This is a genomic window from Streptomyces sp. NPDC057616 (assembly GCF_042800575.1).
In the GTDB taxonomy this organism is placed as follows: Bacteria; Actinomycetota; Actinomycetes; order Streptomycetales; family Streptomycetaceae; genus Streptomyces.
Genome location: NZ_JBHVGU010000021.1, coordinates 112,711 through 131,783, shown reverse-complemented (window position 1 = coordinate 131,783; position 19,073 = coordinate 112,711). Strand labels below are relative to the sequence as shown.

Below are 19,073 nucleotides of genomic sequence, written 5' to 3'. Positions count from 1 at the left end.
CGACCTCGCGGGCGACGCGGGTGACCTCGTCGGCGAAGGCGGAGAGCTGGTCGACCATGGTGTTGATCGTCGACTTCAGCTCCAGGATCTCGCCCTTCGCCTCGACCGTGATCTTCTTGCCGAGGTCGCCCTGGGCGACGGCGGTGGAGACCAGCGCGATGTTGCGGACCTGCGAAGTGAGGTTGTCCGCCATGAAGTTGACGTTGTCGGTGAGGTCCTTCCAGACGCCCGACACACCGCGTACCTGGGCCCGGCCGCCGAGGTTGCCCTCGGTGCCGACCTCGCGGGCGACGCGGGTGACCTCGTCGGCGAAGGCGGAGAGCTGGTCGACCATGGTGTTGATCGTCGACTTCAGCTCCAGGATCTCGCCCTGGGCGTCGACGGTGATCTTCTGGCTCAGGTCGCCGTTGGCGACGGCGGTGGTGACCTGGGCGATGTTGCGCACCTGCGAGGTCAGGTTCGAGGCCATGAAGTTGACGTTGTCGGTGAGGTCCTTCCAGACGCCCGACACACCGCGCACCTGGGCCCGGCCGCCGAGCTGGCCCTCGGTGCCCACCTCGCGGGCGACCCTGGTCACCTCGTCGGCGAAGGCGGACAGCTGGTCGACCATCGTGTTCACGGTCAGCTTCAGTTCGAGCAGCTCGCCGGTCGCCTCGACGGTGACCGTACGGGTCAGGTCGCCACGGGCCACCGCCGTCGTCACCAGGGCGATGTCGCGCACCTGGGCGGTCAGCCGGGACGCCATCGTGTTGACCGCCTCGGTGACGGCCCGCCAACTGCCCGACAGTCCGGTCACCTTGGCCCGTCCGCCGAGCCGCCCCTCCGTGCCCACCTCGCGCGCGACCCGGGTCACCTCGCCCGTGAACAGCGATAGCTGGTCGACCATCTTGTTGACGGCGCGGCCCAGCCGGCGCAGGTCACCCCGTAACTGCCGGCTGCCGTCGTGCAGGTCGACCCGCTGGGTGAGGTCACCGCCCGCCACCGCGTCCAGGACCCGGGTGGCGTTGGCCGCCGGAGCCACCAGGGCGTCCAGGATCTGGTTGACGTCGTTGACCCGGGACGTCCACGCGCCCTGGCCCGGGCTGGCCGAGACCCGCTCGTCGAGCCGCCCGTAACGCACCAACTCCCGTTTCACACGCTGCACTTCACCGTTGAAGTGCGTGCTCCGGTCCGCAATCTGGTTGAAGGCCGCCGTCAGTTCGGCCACGATCCCCTGGCCGGTCTCGGGCACCTTCTTGAATTCCCCGTCCCGGGCCGCGGTCATCGCGGCGAGCAGCGGGCGCAGCTCCGATGCTCTGACTTGTTCCGCTTTTTGTCCGTCTTCGAGCACACGTGTAGCACTGTTCTCACTCATGGCGGCCCACTTCGGTAACTCGGCGCTTATGGGCGTGGCCAGTCTGTCACTCTGTCGGCATCGACTGAGGCGTATTCGTCCGAACCGTTCGGGGAGCTGTCCATGGGGGCCATTCCGACGCAACGGGAGACCGCTCCCTGTGCCTGCGGGGCGCCGGCGCCCGGGCACACGGCCGCACACGGGGATGCGGAGTCCTGCGCGCAGACGTGCACGACGCTCCCCGGAAGCCCCCTCGCGCCCGGATCCGCCCGCGCCCTCCTGCGCTCCGCAGCCGCGGAGTGGACCGACGCCCGACTGCCCGGCGCCGACCTCCTCACCGACCGCCTGGTCGACGACGCCGTGCTCGTCGTCAGCGAACTCGTCACCAACGCCGTCGTGCACGCGGGCACCGAGGTTGTGCTCGAGTGCCGGCTGGAGCACGACTCGGGCGCGCTGGTCGTGGAGGTCGGCGACCACCACCCCTCCCGGGCGCCCCGCGACTCGGAGGCCGAAGTGCCGTACGAGACACCGGAGTACGGCCGCGGGCTGCGTCTCGTCGCCACGCTCGCCGAATCGTGGGGCGTCACCTTCCGCAAGGGCACCAAGACCGTGTGGGCGCGGCTGACTCCCGAGACGCGCACCGCCGCGGGCGCGGAGGCGTACGGCGGCCGGCTCGCCCTGGAGCGCGGACTGCGCGCCGCGGAGATCCTCGCGCCCGACCCGCAGCGCGCCGAGCGCGACCGGGACTGGCTGCACCGGGGCGCCCTGTCCTTCCTCGCCGAGGCCTCCGACCTGCTCGCCGGGCAGCTCGACGAGAACCTGGTCGCCGCGCTCGCCGGGCAGCTGATCGTGCCGCGGCTCGCGGACTGGTGCGCGGTGTGGCTGGAGGACGAGGCCATGGGCCGCTGGGCCGACGGCACGGCCGGGGCCGGGCCCCGGCTCGCCCGCGTCTGGCACGGCAGCGAGAACCGCATCGAGGAACTGCGCCGCTCGCTGGAGAAGGATCCACCGCATCCGGCCGACCCGTCACGGTCCGGGCCCGTACCGCACCCCTGGCCCGGCGAGGCGCTCGGGGTGCGCGACGAGCACGGTGCGGCCCTCGCCTACCGCCTGATCGCGGGAGGCCGCCCGCTCGGCACGCTCGTCATCGGACGGGCCGGACTGCTGCGTTTCCCCGACGAGGTCACCGGGCTGGTCGAGGACCTCAGCCGCCGGGTGGCGCTCGCCATCGGCGCGGCACGGCAGTACGCCCGCCAGGCCACCATCAGCCAGGTGCTCCAGCGCGGCCTGCTGCCCGCCGCCGTCGCAGAGATCCCCGGCGTACGCAGCGCCCTCGTCTACGAGCCGTGCGACAAGGGCGGCCCCAGCGGCGACTTCTACGACCTCTTCCCGGCCGGCGACGGCCGCTGGTGCTTCGCCGTCGGCGACGTCCAGGGCAAGGGCCCGGAGGCCGCCGTGGTCATCGGCCTGGCCCGCCCCTGGCTGCGCCTGCTCGCGCGCGAGGGCTACCGCGTCGCCGACGTCCTCGACCGCCTCAACCGGCTGCTGCTCGACGACGCCACCGAGGCCGCGGACGCCGCCGCCCGCGCCCTGGTCAGGCCGCCCGCCCCCGGCGACGGCCCGCAGACCCGCTTCCTGTCCCTCCTCTACGGCGAGCTGACGCCCGTCGACGGCGGTGTCCGCTGCACCCTCGCCTCCGCCGGGCACCCGCTCCCGCTGCTGCTCGGCCCGCACGGGGACGTCCGTACGGCCGCCCGTCCGCAGACCCTCCTCGGGGTCGTCGAGGACGAGACGTACACCAGCGAGACCTTCGAGCTGCGCAACGGCGAGAGCCTGCTGTGCGTCACGGACGGGGTGACCGAACGCCGCGACGGCTCCCGCATGTTCGACGACGCCGACGGGCTCGCCGACGCCCTCTCCGGGTGCGCGGGCCTGAGCGCCCAGCTGATCGCCGAGCGCATCCGGCGGCTGGTGCACGAGTTCGGCGGGAAGCCGCCGGACGACGACCTGGCGCTGCTGGTGCTGCAGGCGGTGTGAGCGGCGCGGGACACAGCTCCGGCCGGGGTGCTGGACAATGGAGGGCATGCCTTCCGCCCTTCCCGACGGCGAGCCGGTCCCCGCCGACGGCGCCCTGCCCGCGTCCGCGCTCGCCGCGGCCGCCGACCGCCCCCTCGGGTTCTACCTGCACGTCCCGTACTGCGCGACCCGCTGCGGCTACTGCGACTTCAACACCTACACCGCCACCGAGCTGCGCGGCACGGGCGGCGTCCTCGCCTCCCGCGACAACTACGCGCAGACCCTGGCCGACGAGGTCCGCCTGGCCCGCAAGGTCCTGGGCGACGACCCGCGCCCGGTCCGCACGGTCTTCGTGGGCGGCGGCACGCCCACGCTGCTGGACGCGGACGATCTCGTCCGGATGCTGGGCGTGATCCGCGACGAGTTCGGCCTCGCGCCGGACGCCGAGGTCACCACGGAGGCGAACCCGGAGTCGGTCGACCCGGCCTATCTGGCGGCCCTGCGCGAGGGCGGCTTCAACCGGATCTCCTTCGGCATGCAGAGCGCCCGGCAGCACGTGCTGAAGGTCCTGGACCGCACCCACACCCCGGGCCGCCCGGAGGCGTGCGTGGCGGAGGCCCGCGCGGCCGGCTTCGAGCACGTCAACCTGGACCTGATCTACGGCACGCCGGGAGAGTCGGACGACGACTGGCGGGCGTCGCTGGAGGCGGCGATCGGCGCGGGCCCCGACCATGTGTCGGCGTACGCCCTGATCGTCGAGGAGGGCACCCAGCTGGCCCGGCGCATCCGCCGCGGCGAGATCCCGATGACGGACGACGACGTCCACGCGGACCGGTACCTGATCGCCGACGACGTCCTGTCCGCGGCCGGCTTCGACTGGTACGAGGTCTCCAACTGGGCCACCACCGCCGAGGCCCGGTGCCTGCACAACGAGCTGTACTGGCGCGGCGCGGACTGGTGGGGCGCGGGCCCCGGCGCGCACTCCCACGTCGGCGGGGTGCGCTGGTGGAACGTGAAGCACCCCGGCGCGTACGCGGCGGCCCTGGCGCAGGGCCGCTCCCCGGGCGCCGGCCGCGAGCTCCTCACCGAGGAGGACCGCCGGGTGGAGCGCGTCCTGCTGGAGCTGCGGCTGCGCGAGGGCGTGCCGCTGGACCTGCTGAAGCCGGAGGGGCGCGCGGCCGCCCGCCGCGCGCTCGCCGACGAGCTGCTGCAGCAGGGCCCGTACGAGGAGGGCCGGGCCGTGCTGACGCTGCGCGGCCGGCTGCTGGCGGACGCCGTGGTCAGGGACCTGGTGGACTGACGCGCCCTCGGCTGGACTGCCCGCTCGTGATCGCCGACGAACGGCCGAGCGGGAACGCCGCCGTGGTGCGGTGGGGACGGCGGCGACCGCCGATCCAGGTGCCGGTCTTCGTGCTGCTCGGCGCCCTGTGCCGGCTCGGGCTGCGCGCCGTCCTCGACGGCGGTGGCCGGGCGGACCTGGTGTTCGTCCTGGCGGCCGGACCGCTCGACGTGTGGCTGTTCCCGCTCGCCTGGCGGGAGCGCGACAGCAGCGTCGCCTTCGATGCCACCGGCCTGTGGATGCTGAGGCGAGGAGAGGCCGTACCGGTCCGCTGGGACGCGCCGGCCGGGATCGGCGTCGACGACACCCTGTGCCGCTCCGGGTGCGAGCGGGCCCTGTGGCGCTTCGCCCCGCGGAAGCTGCTGTGCGGGGAGGAGACCCGGCCGCGGGCGCCGCGAGGCCCCGCGCCGTCAGACCGGCGCCGTCACGAAGTCGATCAGCTCCTCGACGCGGCCCAGCAGCTCCGGCTCCAGGTCCTTGTAGGAGTCCACCCGCTTCAGGATCGCCTGCCACACGGCCCCGGTGTTCTCCGCGGGCCAGCCCAGCGCGCGGCACACGCCCGTCTTCCAGTCCTGCCCGTGCGGGACGCGCGGCCAGGCGTCGATGCCGACGGCGGCCGGCTTCACCGCCTCCCAGATGTCGATGTACGGATGGCCGACGACCAGGGCGTGCTCGCTGCCCACCGACTCGGCGATGCGCCACTCCTTCGTCCCCGGCACCAGATGGTCGACCAGGACGCCGAGCCGGGCGTCCGGGCCGGGGTCGAACTCGGCCACGATCGACGGCAGGTCGTCGACGCCCCCGAGATACTCCACGACCACGCCCTCGACGCGCAGGTCGTCGCCCCACACCTTCTCGACCAGCTCCGCGTCGTGCCGCCCCTCGACGTAGATGCGGCCGGCGCGGGCCACCCGCGCGCGTGCGCCCGGGACGGCGACCGAACCGGACGCAGTACGGGAGGGGCGGGCCGGGCCCGAGGACGGGCGCACGAGCGTCACCACCCGGCCCTCCAGCAGGAACCCGCGCGGCTCCAGAGGGAACACCCGGTGCTTGCCGAAGCGGTCCTCCAGCGTCACCGTGCCCGCCTCGCAGCGGATCACCGCGCCGCAGAAACCGGTGCCCGGCTCCTCGACCACCAGACCCGGCTCGGCCGCCACCTCCGGGACCGGCCTGGGCTTCTTCCACGGAGGGGTGAGGTCGGCGGAGTACTGGCGCATTCGGATGACGATAGGAGAACCGGCGGGCCGGTGGTCACGACACGCCGAAACGCGCCGCCAGCTCGTCCCGCTGGGCCCGCACGAACCGCGCGTCCACCACCGCTCCGTGACCGGGCACGTACAGCGCGTCCTCGCCGCCCAGCGCGAGCAGCCGGTCGAGCGCGGCGGGCCAGTGCGACGGCACGGCGTCGGACCCGGCCTGCGGTTCCCCGGACTCCTCGACCAGGTCGCCGCAGAAGACCACCTCGGGCGAGCCCGGCACCAGCACCGCCAGGTCGTGGGCGGTGTGGCCGGGGCCCACGTTCGCCAGCAGGACCTGCCGGCCGCCGCCCAGGTCGAGGGTCCACTCGCCGGAGACGTGGTGGCGGGGACCGGTCAGCGCGTCCACGGCCTCCTCGGCCGCCTGTGCGTCCAGGCCGTTGGCCACCGCGTCCGAGCGCAGTTCCTCGCGCGCCTGCCGCGCCTCGAACAGGGCGTCCATGCCCACCGCGCCGTACACCTGCGTACCGGCGAAGGCCGCCGTCCCGAAGACGTGGTCGAAGTGCGGATGCGTGAGGGCGAGATGGGTCACACGGTGACCGGTGAGCCGCTCCGCCTCGGTGCGCAGCCGTGTGCCCTCCGCCAGGCTGGAGCCCGCGTCGATCAGGAGCGCCGTGCCCTCGCCGACGACCAGGCCCGCCGTGCAGTCCCAGCGCGGAAGCCGGCAGCGCCCGACCCCGGCCGCCACCCGCTCCCACCCGAGCTCTTCCCAAGTCACCGTCATACGGCGACGCTAGCGGTACGGGCCGGTCCGGCAGGGACTGCCTTGCCCGGGGCGTACCCCACCGCCGTACACTGGGCCGGGGAACTCTGGCACTCGGATGGACAGAGTGCCAGGCGAAGCGCCCGGGGACGATTTTCTGGAGGTGTGCGCGATGCTGAGTGAACGACGGCTCCAGGTACTGCGTGCCATCGTCCAGGACTACGTCGGCACCGAGGAGCCGGTGGGCTCCAAGGCCCTGACCGAGCGGCACGGCCTCGGCGTCTCCCCGGCCACCGTGCGCAACGACATGGCGGCCCTGGAGGACGAGGGCTACATCGCGCAGCCGCACACCAGCGCCGGGCGCATCCCGACCGACAAGGGCTACCGCCTGTTCGTCGACAAGCTCGCCGGCGTCAAGCCGATGACCGGGCCCGAGCGGCGGGCCATCCAGAACTTCCTCGACGGCGCGGTCGACCTGGACGACGTGGTGGCGCGGACCGTGCGGCTGCTCGCGCAGCTGACCCGGCAGGTCGCCGTCGTGCAGTACCCCTCGCTGACCCGCTCGACGGTGCGGCACGTGGAGCTGCTCTCGCTCGCCCCCGCGCGGGTGATGCTGGTGCTGATCACCGACACCGGCCGGGTCGAGCAGCGCATGGTCGACTGCCCGGCGCCGTTCGGGGAGGCCTCGCTCGCGGATCTGCGGGCGCGGCTCAACAGCAGGGTCGCCGGCCGCCGCTTCGCGGACGTCCCGCGCCTGGTCGAGGACCTGCCCGAGGGCTTCGACGTCGAGGACAGGGGTACGGTCTCGACGGTGCTCTCCACCCTCCTGGAGACACTCGTCGAGGAGAACGAGGAGCGGCTGATGATCGGCGGCACCGCCAATCTCACGCGCTTCGGACATGACTTCCCCCTCACCATCCGCCCCGTGCTGGAGGCGCTTGAGGAGCAGGTCGTGCTCCTCAAGTTGCTTGGGGAGGCCGGAGATTCGGGCATGACCGTACGCATCGGTCATGAGAACGCCTACGAGGGACTCAACTCCACTTCTGTGGTGTCGGTGGGCTACGGTTCGGGCGGCGAGGCAGTCGCCAAGCTCGGCGTGGTCGGACCGACCCGCATGGACTACCCGGGAACGATGGGAGCGGTACGCGCAGTGGCACGGTACGTCGGACAGATCCTGGCGGAGTCGTAAGTGGCCACGGACTACTACGCCGTTCTAGGCGTGCGCCGCGACGCGTCGCAGGAAGAGATCAAGAAGGCCTTCCGGCGGCTCGCACGCGAGCTGCACCCGGACGTCAACCCGGACCCGAAGACCCAGGAGCGGTTCAAGGAGATCAACGCCGCCTACGAGGTGCTCTCGGACCCGCAGAAGAAGCAGGTCTACGACCTCGGCGGCGACCCGCTCTCGCAGGCGGGCGGCGGCGCCGCGGGCGGCTTCGGCGCCGGTGGCTTCGGCAACTTCTCCGACATCATGGACGCCTTCTTCGGCACGGCGTCGCAGCGCGGTCCGCGCTCGCGCACGCGCCGGGGCCAGGACGCGATGATCCGGCTGGAGATCGAGCTCGACGAGGCGGCCTTCGGCACGACGAAGGACATCCAGGTCGACACGGCGATCGTCTGCTCCACCTGCAACGGTGAGGGCGCGGCGCCGGGCACCTCCGCGCAGACCTGCGACATGTGCCGCGGCCGCGGTGAGGTCTCGCAGGTCACCCGGTCCTTCCTGGGCCAGGTCATGACCTCGCGGCCGTGCCCGCAGTGCCAGGGCTTCGGCACCGTGGTGCCCAGCCCCTGCCCGGAGTGCGCGGGCGACGGCCGGGTCCGCTCCCGCCGTACGCTCACGGTCAAGATCCCGGCCGGCGTCGACAACGGCACCCGCATCCAGCTCGCGGGCGAGGGCGAGGTCGGCCCCGGCGGCGGCCCGGCCGGCGACCTCTACGTCGAGATCCACGAGCTGCCGCACTCCACGTTCCAGCGGCGCGGCGACGACCTGCACTGCACGGTGACGATCCCGATGACCGCGGCGGCCCTCGGCACCAAGGTGCCGCTGGAGACGCTGGACGGCATGGAGGAGGTCGACATCCGGCCCGGCACCCAGTCCGGCCAGTCCATCCCCCTGCACGGCCGGGGCGTGACGCATCTGCGGGGCGGCGGCCGCGGCGACCTCATCGTGCACGTCGAGGTGCAGACCCCGAACAAGCTCGACCCCGACCAGGAGCGGCTGCTGCGCGAGCTGGCGAAGCTGCGCGGCGAGGAGCGCCCGCAGGGGCAGTTCCAGCCGGGCCAGCAAGGGCTGTTCTCGCGCTTGAAGGACGCCTTCAACGGCCGCTGAGCCACACCCGTCACGGCCGCCCGTACGCAGGGCACGGGCGGCCCGTACGAAGGGGACGGGCGGATTCGGACTTGTACGGAGGACGTGACAACATGCCGTCATGTCCTCCGCTCTGACCGATCTCTTCCCTCATCCGATCGTGCAGGCCCCCATGGCGGGCGGCGTCTCCGTGCCCCACCTCGCCCAGGCCGTGTCCGAGGCGGGCGGGCTGGGGTTCCTTGCCGCCGGGTACAAGACGGCCGACGGCATGTACCAGGAGATCAAGCAGCTCCGCGGGCTGACCACCCGCCCCTTCGGCGTGAACCTGTTCCTGCCGCAGCCCGACCACGCCGACCCCGGCGCGGTCGAGATCTACGCCCACCAGCTGGCCGGCGAGGCCGCCTGGTACGAGACCGAGCTCGGCGACCCGGACAGCGGCCGCGACGACGGCTTCGACGCCAAGCTCGCGGTACTGCTCGACAATCCCGTGCCGGTGGTCTCCTTCCACTTCGGCGTGCCGAGCCGCGAGGTGATCGACTCCCTGCGCCGCGCCGGGACCTTCACCCTGGTCGCCGCGACGACCGCGGAGGAGGCTCTCGCCGTGGAGCGCGCCGGCGCGGACGCGGTGATCGCGCAGGGCGTGGAGGCCGGCGGCCACCAGGGCACGCACCGGGACACCCCGGAGAACAACGGCGCCGGTATCGGCCTGCTCTCCCTCGTCGCCCAGGTGCGCGAGACCGTGAGCATCCCGATCGTCGCCGCCGGCGGCGTCATGCGCGGCGGGCAGATCGCCGGGGTGCTGGCGGCGGGCGCGAGCGCGGCCCAGCTCGGCACCGCGTTCCTCGCCACCCCGGAGTCCGGCGCCAGTGCCGTCCACAAGCAGGCGCTGACCAACCCTCTGTTCGTACGTACGGAGTTGACCCGCGCGTTCAGCGGCCGCCCGGCCCGCGGTCTGGTCAACCGCTTCATGCGGGAGCACGGCCCGTACGCCCCCGCCGCCTACCCGGAGGTCCACCACCTCACCGCCCCGCTGCGCAAGAAGGCCGCCGCGTCCGGCGACGCGCAGGGCATGGCGCTGTGGGCGGGCCAGGGCCACCGCATGGCACGCGAACTCCCGGCCGCCCGGCTGGTGGAGGTTCTCGCCGCCGAGCTGGACGCGGCCACGACAGCGTTGTCGGCCAAGGGGGACATGCGATGACCGCGCCCGTGTTCGTGATCGACTCGCTGGAGGGCGTGGCCGCCGGGGCGGTGGTCGAGCTGGCCGGCCCCGAGGGCCGCCACGCGGTCTCCGTACGGCGGCTGCAGCCCGGCGAAGCCGTGGTGCTGACCGACGGCCAGGGCCGGGGCGCGGCCGGCACGGTGGTGCGGACAGAGGGCAAGGACCGGCTGTTCGTCGAGCTCGCCGAGCTGCCGTTCGAGCCCGAGCCCGCGCCCCGGATCACCGTCGTGCAGGCCCTGCCCAAGGGCGACCGCGGCGAGCTGGCCGTCGAGACGATGACGGAGACCGGCGTGGACGCGATCGTGCCCTGGTCGGCCGCCCGCTGCATCACCCGGTGGAAGGGCGAGCGGGGCCTGAAGGCGCTGGCCAAGTGGCGTGCCACGGCCCGCGAGGCGGGCAAGCAGTCCCGCCGGCTGCGCTTCCCGGAGGTCGCGGACGCGGCAACGACCAAGCAGGTTGCCGCACTTCTGGCCAAAGCCGACTTCGCCGCCGTGCTCCACGAGGACCGGGCGTACTCCAGCGAGCCGCTGGCGACCGCGGAGCTGCCCGCCGAGGGCGAGATCGTGCTGGTCGTGGGCCCCGAAGGGGGTGTCTCGGAGCAGGAGTTGACGCTCTTCGAGGAGGCGGGCGCGAAGGCGTACCGGCTCGGGCGTAGCGTGCTGCGTACATCGACCGCGGGTACCGCGGCGACCGCACTGCTCCTCGGCCGTACCGGCCGCTGGTCCTGAACGCCCCAGGGGGAAACACCGTGGAACTCGCCCAGGTCAGGCTCCTCGTCAGCGACTTCGCCGCCTGCTACCGCTTCTACTGCGAGGTCCTCGGCCTCAAGCCGCAGTCGGGCGCGGCCGAAGGGCCGTACGAGAAGTTCAGCCCGGCCACCGGCTCGGCGGGGATCGCCCTGCAGGACCGGTCGATGATGGCCGAGGTGCTGAACGAGCTGGGCGACACGGCGACCGGCCACCGCTCCCTGGTGGTCCTGCGCGTCGACGACCTCGACACCTACTGCGAGCAGATCGCCGGCCGCGGCGCGACCCTGCTGCACGGCCCGTCGCCCATGACGGAGCGGATGCGGGTGGCCCACCTCAAGGACCCCGAGGGCAACCTGGTGGAGCTTCAGGAGTGGCTGCTGCTGCGCGGCTGACGTCGTGCGTTTCAGCCTGTCCGGCGTTTGAGGACGAGGCCCCTTCAGGGCCGATCCGGGGGCCTGGGGGCGAAGCCCCCGGAGGACGGCTCGAACGCGGGTCGCTCAAGGCACAGCCGCGCTTCAATGACTGTTTGCGCTCTACCGCCGGACGGCAACCGGTGGCAGGCTGCCGTCCATGGGGGCGTTGAGGCAGATCTGGCGGCGGCCGCGGGGACGGCGGGTCGCGGCTGCGACGGCCTGTGTGATGGCCGCCGTGGGCGGGGCCGTGGCGTGTGACCCCAACGGGCTGAACTCCGCGTCGGTGGCGTACACGACCGATCAGACCGCGACCGCGGCGCTGAAGGCGCAGCACGTCGACGTGCAGTGGCTCAGCTGCACCGCCAACTACGGCAACAACAACCAGGCGTCGAGCCAGGCACCCACGGCGAGCGAGACCACCATCGCCAACGTCGACTGCCAGGGCCAGACCAAGGACGGGCAGGACATCACCGTCACCGGCAAGGTCACGCGGACCGTCGACGGGGCGTGTGTGCGCGGTGATCTGACCGCCAAGGTCGGCAACAAGGTCTGGTTCCACGTGAGCGGGCTAGGCGACTGCAACGCGAAGCCGTCGCCCATCGTCAACAACCCGTCCACCGGGCAGCAGCCGGGCGCCACCGTCACCGTGACGGTCACCAGGACCATCTGGTGCAAGGGCGATCCGCAGTGCTGGCCCGTGGAGGGCAAGTGATCGAAAGGCCTGGTTGCGCGAGCCGCCCTTGCCTAAGGTGATCGGGTGACTCAGCCCGCCTCGCCGGCCTCCGCAGCCCCCTCGGTCTATCTTCGATTCCCGCATGTGCACGGCGAGTTGGTGACCTTCGCCGCAGAGGACGACATCTGGCTCGCGCCCCTCGACGGCGGCCGGGCCTGGCGGGTCAGCGCCGACGACGTGCCGGTCTCCACACCGCGCATCTCGCCCGACGGCACCACCGTCGCCTGGACCTCGGCCCGCGACGGTGCCCCCGAGGTGCACATCGCGCCGGTCGACGGCGGACCGGCCAAGCGGCTGACGCACTGGGGGAGTTGGCGCACCCAGGTGCGCGGCTGGACCCCCGACGGCCAGGTCCTGGCGATCACCACGCACGGCCAGGCCAGCCTGCGCCGCTCCTGGGCGCACGCCGTCCCGCTCGACGGCGGACCGTCGACCCTGCTGCCGTACGGACCCGTCGGCGGTGTCGCGTACGGGCCGAGCACCGTGCTGCTGTCCGCGCCGATGGGGCGGGAGGCGGCCTGGTGGAAGCGCTACCGAGGGGGTACGGCCGGGAAGTTGTGGATCGACCGGGAGGGCGAGGGCGAGTTCGTACGGCTGCACGAGGACCTCGACGGCAACCTCGAGTTCCCGGTCTGGACGGGGGAGCGGATCGCCTTCCTCTCCGACCACGAGGGCACCGGGGCGCTCTACTCCTCCCTCGCCGACGGGTCCGATCTGCGCCGGCACACGCCGCATGGGGGCACCTCCCGCCCGAGCGAAGCCGGGAGTGGGGGAGGCTTCTACGCCCGGCACGCCGCGGGCGACGGCACCCGGGTCGTCTACGCCTCCGCCGGTGAACTGTGGATCCTCGACGACCTCGACGGAGCCGAACCGCGCCGGATCGACATCCGGCTCGGCGGGCAGCGCAACGACCGGCAGCCCTTCCACCTGGACGCCTCCCACTGGTTCGGCTCCGCCGCGCCGGACCACACCGCGCGCGGCAGCGCGGTCGCCGTCCGGGGCGCCGTGCACTGGGTCACCCACCGCTCGGGCCCGGCCCGCGCGCTGGCCGCCGCACCCGGCGTACGGGCCCGGCTGCCGCGCACCTTCCGGGCGGAGGGCGAGGAGTGGGTGGTGTGGGTGACGGACGCGGAGGGCGACGACGCCCTGGAGTTCGCGCCCGCCACCGGCCTCGCGCCCGGCGCCACCCCGCGCCGGCTCGCCGCGGGACAGCTCGGCCGGGTCCTCGGGCTCGCCATGGCACCCGACGGCAGCCGGGCCGCGGTCGCCGCGCACGACGGCCGGGTGCTGCTCGTGGAGCGCGAGACCGGCGAGGTCCGCGAGGTCGACCGCAGCGACGACGGAGACGTCTCCGGCCTGGTCTTCTCGCCCGACTCGGCGTGGCTGGCCTGGTCCCACCCCGGCCCGCGCCCGCTGCGCCAGCTGCGCCTCGCCAACACCACCGACCTGTCGGTCACCGAGGCCACACCGCTCCGCTTCCAGGACTACGCCCCCGCCTTCACCCTCGACGGCAAGCACCTCGCCTTCCTGTCCAACCGCTCCTTCGACCCGGTCTACGACGAGCACGTCTTCGACCTGGCCTTCGTGGTCGGCGACCGCCCGCACCTGATCACGCTGGCCGCGACGACCCCCTCGCCCTTCGGGCCGCAGCGGCACGGCCGCTCCTTCGACGCGCCGGACAAGGACGAGACCCCCGACAGCGAGGGCACCCCGGCCACCCGCATCGACCTGGAGGGCCTCGCCGACCGGATCGTGCCGTTCCCGGTCGAGGCCGCCCGCTACTCCAACCTGCGCGCGGCCAAGGACGGCGTGCTGTGGCTGCGTCACCCGGTGCAGGGCGTCCTCGGCTCCTCCCGGGCCACCCCGGACGACCCCGACCCGCGGACCGAGCTGGAGCGCTACGACCTCGCGCAGCACCGCCTGGAGCATCTCGCCGCCGACGCCGACCACTTCGCGGTGAGCGGCGACGGCAAGCGGGTGCTGCTGTGGACGGACGGCCGGCTGAAGGTCGTCCCGAGCGACCGCAGGGCCTCGAACGACGACGACAGCGACACGAACGTCACCGTCGACCTCTCCCGGGTCCGGCAGACCGTCGACCCGTCGGCCGAGTGGCGGCAGATGTACGAGGAGACCGGCCGCATCATGCGGGACCACTTCTGGCGGCCCGACATGAGCGGCGTCGACTGGCCGGGTGTCCTCGACCGCTACCGGCCGGTGCTGGAGCGGGTCGCCACCCACGACGACCTCGTCGACCTGCTGTGGGAGGTGCAGGGCGAGCTCGGCACCTCGCACGCCTACGTCGTCCCGCGCGGCGGCCACGGCCACGGTCCCCGGCAGGGCCTGCTGGGTGCCGACATCTCCCGGCACGAGGACGGCAGTTGGCGCATCGACCGCATTCTGCCGACGGAGACCTCCGACCCGGCCGCCCGCTCCCCGCTCGCCGCACCCGGCGTCGCGGTGCGGGCGGGCGACGCGATCGTGGCGGTCGGCGGCGTCCCGGTGGACCCGGTCACCGGACCCGGCCCGCTGCTCGTCGGCACGGCCGGCAAGCCCGTCGAGCTGACCGTCTCCCCGGCCGGCGGCGGCGAGGCGCGGCACGCGGTGGTCGTCCCCACGGCCGACGAGGAACCCCTGCGCTACCACGCGTGGGTGGCGGACCGCCGCGCCCACGTCCACGAACGCTCCGGCGGCCGCCTCGGCTACCTGCACGTCCCCGACATGCAGGCCCCGGGCTGGGCCCAGATCCACCGCGACCTGCGCGTCGAGGTGGCCCGCGAGGGCCTGGTCGTCGACGTCCGGGAGAACCGCGGCGGCCACACCTCCCAGCTCGTGGTGGAGAAGCTGGCCCGGCGCATCGTCGGCTGGGCCCTGCCCCGCGGCATGCGCCCCTACAGCTACCCGCAGGACGCGCCGCGCGGCCCGGTCGTCGCCGTGGCCAACGAGTTCTCCGGCTCCGACGGCGACATCGTCAACGCGGCGATCAAGGCCCTCGGCATCGGCCCGGTGGTCGGGACGCGGACCTGGGGCGGGGTGATCGGCATCGACAGCCGCTACCGGCTGGTCGACGGCACGCTCATCACCCAGCCCAAGTACGCGTTCTGGCTGGAGGGTTACGAGTGGCGGGTGGAGAACCGCGGCGTGGACCCGGACGTGGAGGTGATCCAGAGCCCCCAGGACCACGCGGCGGACCGGGACCCCCAGCTCGACGAGGCGATCCGCATCGCCCTGGAGGCCCTCGCGGAGACCCCCGCCAAGACACCACCGGGCCTGGACTGAGGCCCGGGGGACGGGCCCTGGATACGATGCCCTCGTACGCGATCAGCCGGCCGGAGGAGAGCACATGCCAGGGGAGCCGCAGGACGACTGCCTGTTCTGCAAGATCGTCGAAGGTCATGTCCCGGCGACGATCGTCCGGGAGACGGACACCACCGTCGCGTTCCGGGACATCAACCCCCAGGCGCCCACGCACGTGCTGGTGATCCCCAAGGCGCACTACCGGGACGCCGCCGCGCTCGCCGCCGGAGCGCCGGAACTCGCCGCCGACGTGCTGCGCGAGGCGCAGTCCGTCGCCGACGAGGACAAGCTGGAGAGCTACCGCATCGTCTTCAACACGGGCGCCGGCGCCGGCCAGACCGTCTGGCACGCCCACGCGCACGTCCTCGGCGGCCGCGGCCTGCAGTGGCCCCCCGGGTAACTCCGTATGTCCGTACGTGAACTGGTGGTCCTCGGCACCGCCAGCCAGGTCCCGACCCGGCACCGCAACCACAACGGCTACCTGCTGCGCTGGGACGGCGAGGGCCTCCTCTTCGACCCCGGCGAGGGCACGCAGCGCCAGATGCTGCGGGCCGGCGTCGCCGCGCACGACCTGAACCGGATCTGCGTCACGCACTTCCACGGGGACCACTCGCTGGGCCTCGCGGGCGTCGTCCAGCGCATCAACCTCGACCGGGTGCCGCACGAGATCAGCGCGCACTACCCGGCCTCGGGGCAGCACTTCTTCGACCGGCTGCGGTACGCGACGGCGTACCGGGAGACGGTCGCGCTCACCGAGGCGCCGGTCGCCGCGGACGGCGTCCTCGCCGTCACGGACTCGTACACCCTCGAAGCGCGCCGGCTCTCCCACCCCGTCGAGTCCTACGGCTACCGGCTCGTCGAGCCCGACGGGCGCCGCATGCTGCCCGAGCGGCTGGCGGCGCACGGCATCAAGGGCCCGGACGTGGGCCGCCTGCAGCGGGAGGGCTCCGTCGACGGCGTCTCGCTGGCGGACGTCAGCGAGGTCCGCCGCGGCCAGCGGTTCGCGTTCGTCATGGACACCCGGCTGTGCGACGGCGTGCACGCGCTTGCCGAGGGCTGCGACCTGCTCGTCATCGAGTCGACCTTCCTCGACGAGGACGCCGGCCTCGCGACCGAGCACGGCCACCTCACCGCCGGGCAGGCGGCGACCGTGGCGCGCGAGGCGGGCGTCCGGCACCTGGTGCTCACGCACTTCAGCCAGCGCTACACCGACGCGGAGGAGTTCGAGCGGCAGGCGCGGGCCGCCGGCTTCGAGGGAGAGCTGACCGTCGCGCACGATCTGCTGCGGGTACCGGTTCCGAAACGCCGGTAAAACACCCGTACGATACTTCGATGCCTCTCCCCAAAGCTGAACTGCACCTCCACATCGAAGGCACCCTGGAACCGGAGCTGGCCTTCGAGCTCGCCGCGCGCAACGGCGTCGAGCTGCCCTACGCCGACACCGGCCGGCTGCGCGAGGCGTACGACTTCGAGGACCTCCAGTCCTTCCTGAACCTGTACTACGGGCTCATGACCGTCCTGCGCACCGAGCGGGACTTCGAGGACCTCGCCAACGCCTACCTCGCCCGCGCCGCGGCGCAGGGCGTGCGGCACGCGGAGATCTTCTTCGACCCGCAGGCGCACCTCGCGCGGGGCGTGGCGATGGGCACGGTCGTGGACGGGCTGTGGCGCGCGCTGGGCAGCAGCGAGGCGCACCACGGCGTCTCGACGCGGCTCATCCTGTGCTTCCTGCGGGACGAGCCCGCCGAGTCGGCCCTGGAGACCCTGCACCTGGCGAAGCCGTACCTGGACCGGATCACCGGCATCGGCCTCGACTCGGCCGAGGTGGGGCACCCGCCGGCGAAGTTCCGCGAGGTGTACGAGACCGCCGCGGGGCTCGGCCTGCGGCGGGTGGCGCACGCCGGTGAGGAGGGCCCGCCGGAGTACGTCACGGAGGCCCTGGACGTGCTCGGCGTCGAGCGCGTCGACCACGGGCTGCGGTGCATGGAGGACCCGGCGCTGGTCGCGCGGCTGGTCCGGGACCGTGTCCCGCTGACCCTGTGCCCGCTGTCCAACGTCCGGCTGCGCACGGTCGACACCCTGGCCGACCACCCGCTCCCCGCGATGCTCGACGCGGGCCTGATGTGCACCGTCAACTCCGACGACCCGGCCTACTTCGGCGGCTACGCCGGCGACAACTTCGCCGCCGTGCGCGCCACCCTGGGCCTGTCCGAGGAGCGCCTGCGCGAGCTGGCCCGCAACTCCTTCACCGCGTCCTTCCTGGAGGACGACGAGGAGCGGCGGGCCAGGTATCTCGCCGAGGTGGAGGCGTACGAGTTCTAGCCGGGCCCGCTACGCCGCCTTGGTGTCGTAGGCGCTCGGGACGGATGTCTCCACCGGGATCTCGACGACCGGGAGGGTGGTCCTGCCGACGCGGAGGGCGACCGCCGTCATCGGCACGGCGATCACGAGGAGGCCGACGGCGAGGACCGTGCCCATCACCGGGAAGCCGGCCCGCGCGGCGAGCACGCTGCCGGCCAGCGGGCCCGCCGCCGTCCCGAGCGAGGACGCCGAGCCGACCAGCACCGCCCAGCGTCCGCGCGGGTCCAGGAGGGCGGCGAGGCCGATCACGTACGACAGCACCACCGGGTAGAGCAGGTTCCAGGCGATCTCGCCGCCCGCGAAGGTCGTGAGGTCGGTCGCGGAGGCGCTGAGCACGATGCAGCCGGCGATGACGGCGGTGCCGGCGCCCACCGGGACGGCCCGGCCGAACCGCGGGCCGACGGCGCCCGCGACCGTCAGGCCCAGCAGCCCGGCGCCGAGCGCCACCGCGAAGACCACGCCCACGGTCGCCTCCGACAGGTGCGCCTGCGCCAGGCCGATGCGGCCGCTGACGCCCCACAGGGAGTTCTGCGCGAGGGACCAGCCCAGGAGGGCGAGGGCGAGGACGAGGCCGGAGCGGAAGTGGGGGAGGCGGGGGCCGTCCAGGGCGGACCGCTGGGTGGCCGTGCGCAGCGGCAGGCGGCCGGTGAGCGGCAGGACGGCGAGCGCGGTGAGGGCGATCGCGGCCAGCGGCTGCCCGTGGCCCGCACCGAGGTGGGGCACGGTCAGATAGACGGCGCCCGCGAGCGCGGAGACGCCGAGCAGGCCGACCGTGGTCGTGCGGTGCGGGTCGGGCTGGGCGGCGATCCCGGTGGCGGCCACGGTGGTGGCCGTACCGGAGCCGAATCCGCCGACCAGCGCGCCGAGGACGACGGCGAGGACGGAGTGGGTCAGCGCCGCGGTGCCGTAGCCGAGCACGGCGAGTGTGAGTCCGATCCGGGCCAGGGTGCGGGCCCCGGTCCGTTCGACGCGCGAGGCCAGCAGGAAGCCGGCCGAGGCCGAACTCAGCAGCAGCGCACTGCCGATGGCGCCCGCCTGTGTGGCGGTCAGTGGCAGCCCCGAATCCAGCCGGCCCACGGTGGTGGGCAGCAGGTAGGGGGCGAGGTACCCGGCCGTGAAAAGGGCGACGAGGGGCCAGGGGATGGTGCGAGGGGCGAACACGGGCGTTCCCAGGGCATGCGAAAGGAGCGGCACAAGAAAGGGGGTGGGGCGCAGGCCGTCGACGGACAGGAACGCGCGAGCAAGTTGTATCAAGCACGCGGTTTGCGAAAGAAGCCCAGACGGTGTGATCTGGCACACGTTCTGTTTGGGGTGCGGAAGTGCGGGTAGACGAGCGCCCCGCATCCGGTGAG

General features: G+C 73.4%; 16 protein-coding genes. 12 read left to right on the top strand and 4 right to left on the bottom strand.

From position 1 onward, the window contains the following. On the bottom strand, window positions 1-1,264 hold a 1,264-nt coding region (locus ACFU97_RS26190), incomplete at its 3' end, for a HAMP domain-containing protein (RefSeq protein ID WP_384260908.1). A gap of 192 nt (window positions 1,265-1,456) precedes the next feature. On the opposite strand from ACFU97_RS26190, the gene ACFU97_RS26185 reads away from it, so the two are divergent. Together ACFU97_RS26185 and hemW are read left to right on the top strand one after the other, a co-directional pair. Then, window positions 1,457-3,370, top strand: coding sequence for a SpoIIE family protein phosphatase (locus tag ACFU97_RS26185; protein ID WP_384260905.1), 1,914 nt, complete (start codon window positions 1,457-1,459; stop codon window positions 3,368-3,370). 46 nt (window positions 3,371-3,416) lie between these two features. After that, a complete protein-coding gene (gene hemW / locus ACFU97_RS26180) occupies window positions 3,417-4,649 on the top strand; it encodes a radical SAM family heme chaperone HemW (RefSeq protein WP_384260902.1) in 1,233 nt (410 codons plus the stop codon). Window positions 4,650-5,098: 449 nt separating this feature from the next. Here hemW and ACFU97_RS26175 read toward each other — a convergent pair whose 3' ends face one another. Both ACFU97_RS26175 and ACFU97_RS26170 read right to left on the bottom strand, forming a co-directional pair. Further along, window positions 5,099-5,905 carry a DUF3097 domain-containing protein gene (locus ACFU97_RS26175; RefSeq protein WP_384260899.1) on the bottom strand — a complete coding sequence of 269 codons (807 nt, stop codon included), beginning with the start codon at window positions 5,903-5,905 and terminating at the stop codon, window positions 5,099-5,101. A gap of 34 nt (window positions 5,906-5,939) precedes the next feature. Then, a complete protein-coding gene (locus ACFU97_RS26170) occupies window positions 5,940-6,668 on the bottom strand; it encodes an MBL fold metallo-hydrolase (protein ID WP_384260897.1) in 729 nt (242 codons plus the stop codon). A 151-nt stretch (window positions 6,669-6,819) separates the two neighbouring features. Between ACFU97_RS26170 and hrcA the strand changes: the two genes are divergently transcribed. From hrcA to ACFU97_RS26120, 10 genes are all read left to right on the top strand, one after another. Further along, window positions 6,820-7,836, top strand: coding sequence for a heat-inducible transcriptional repressor HrcA (gene hrcA, locus ACFU97_RS26165; RefSeq protein WP_384260895.1), 1,017 nt, complete (start codon window positions 6,820-6,822; stop codon window positions 7,834-7,836). Next, window positions 7,837-8,973, top strand: a complete 1,137-nt coding sequence (gene dnaJ, locus ACFU97_RS26160; RefSeq protein ID WP_384260892.1) for a molecular chaperone DnaJ — start codon at window positions 7,837-7,839, stop codon at window positions 8,971-8,973. It abuts the gene before it with no gap. A 100-nt stretch (window positions 8,974-9,073) separates the two neighbouring features. Then, a complete protein-coding gene (locus ACFU97_RS26155) occupies window positions 9,074-10,150 on the top strand; it encodes a nitronate monooxygenase (protein WP_384260890.1) in 1,077 nt (358 codons plus the stop codon). Beyond that, on the top strand, window positions 10,147-10,899 hold the full coding sequence (locus tag ACFU97_RS26150; RefSeq protein ID WP_384260888.1) for a 16S rRNA (uracil(1498)-N(3))-methyltransferase: 753 nt from the start codon (window positions 10,147-10,149) through the stop codon (window positions 10,897-10,899). Before ACFU97_RS26155 ends, ACFU97_RS26150 begins: the two co-directional genes overlap by 4 nt. A 20-nt stretch (window positions 10,900-10,919) precedes the next feature. Continuing rightward, complete coding sequence (locus ACFU97_RS26145; protein ID WP_384260885.1) at window positions 10,920-11,312, top strand: VOC family protein; 393 nt, start codon at window positions 10,920-10,922, stop codon at window positions 11,310-11,312. A gap of 178 nt (window positions 11,313-11,490) precedes the next feature. Next, window positions 11,491-12,045, top strand: coding sequence for a hypothetical protein (locus tag ACFU97_RS26140; RefSeq protein ID WP_384260883.1), 555 nt, complete (start codon window positions 11,491-11,493; stop codon window positions 12,043-12,045). Between the two features lie 45 nt (window positions 12,046-12,090). Continuing rightward, window positions 12,091-15,342: a S41 family peptidase gene (locus tag ACFU97_RS26135; protein ID WP_384260880.1), complete on the top strand. Its 3,252-nt coding sequence runs from the start codon at window positions 12,091-12,093 to the stop codon at window positions 15,340-15,342. A gap of 64 nt (window positions 15,343-15,406) precedes the next feature. Beyond that, on the top strand, window positions 15,407-15,760 hold the full coding sequence (locus ACFU97_RS26130) for a histidine triad nucleotide-binding protein (RefSeq protein ID WP_384260878.1): 354 nt from the start codon (window positions 15,407-15,409) through the stop codon (window positions 15,758-15,760). A 6-nt stretch (window positions 15,761-15,766) separates the two neighbouring features. Continuing rightward, a complete protein-coding gene (locus ACFU97_RS26125; protein ID WP_384260875.1) occupies window positions 15,767-16,672 on the top strand; it encodes a ribonuclease Z in 906 nt (301 codons plus the stop codon). A 20-nt stretch (window positions 16,673-16,692) separates the two neighbouring features. Beyond that, a complete protein-coding gene (locus ACFU97_RS26120) occupies window positions 16,693-17,682 on the top strand; it encodes an adenosine deaminase (RefSeq protein ID WP_384260873.1) in 990 nt (329 codons plus the stop codon). A gap of 9 nt (window positions 17,683-17,691) precedes the next feature. Here ACFU97_RS26120 and ACFU97_RS26115 read toward each other — a convergent pair whose 3' ends face one another. Further along, window positions 17,692-18,882, bottom strand: a complete 1,191-nt coding sequence (locus ACFU97_RS26115; protein WP_384260870.1) for an MFS transporter — start codon at window positions 18,880-18,882, stop codon at window positions 17,692-17,694. Between the last annotated feature and the right edge of the window lie 191 nt (window positions 18,883-19,073).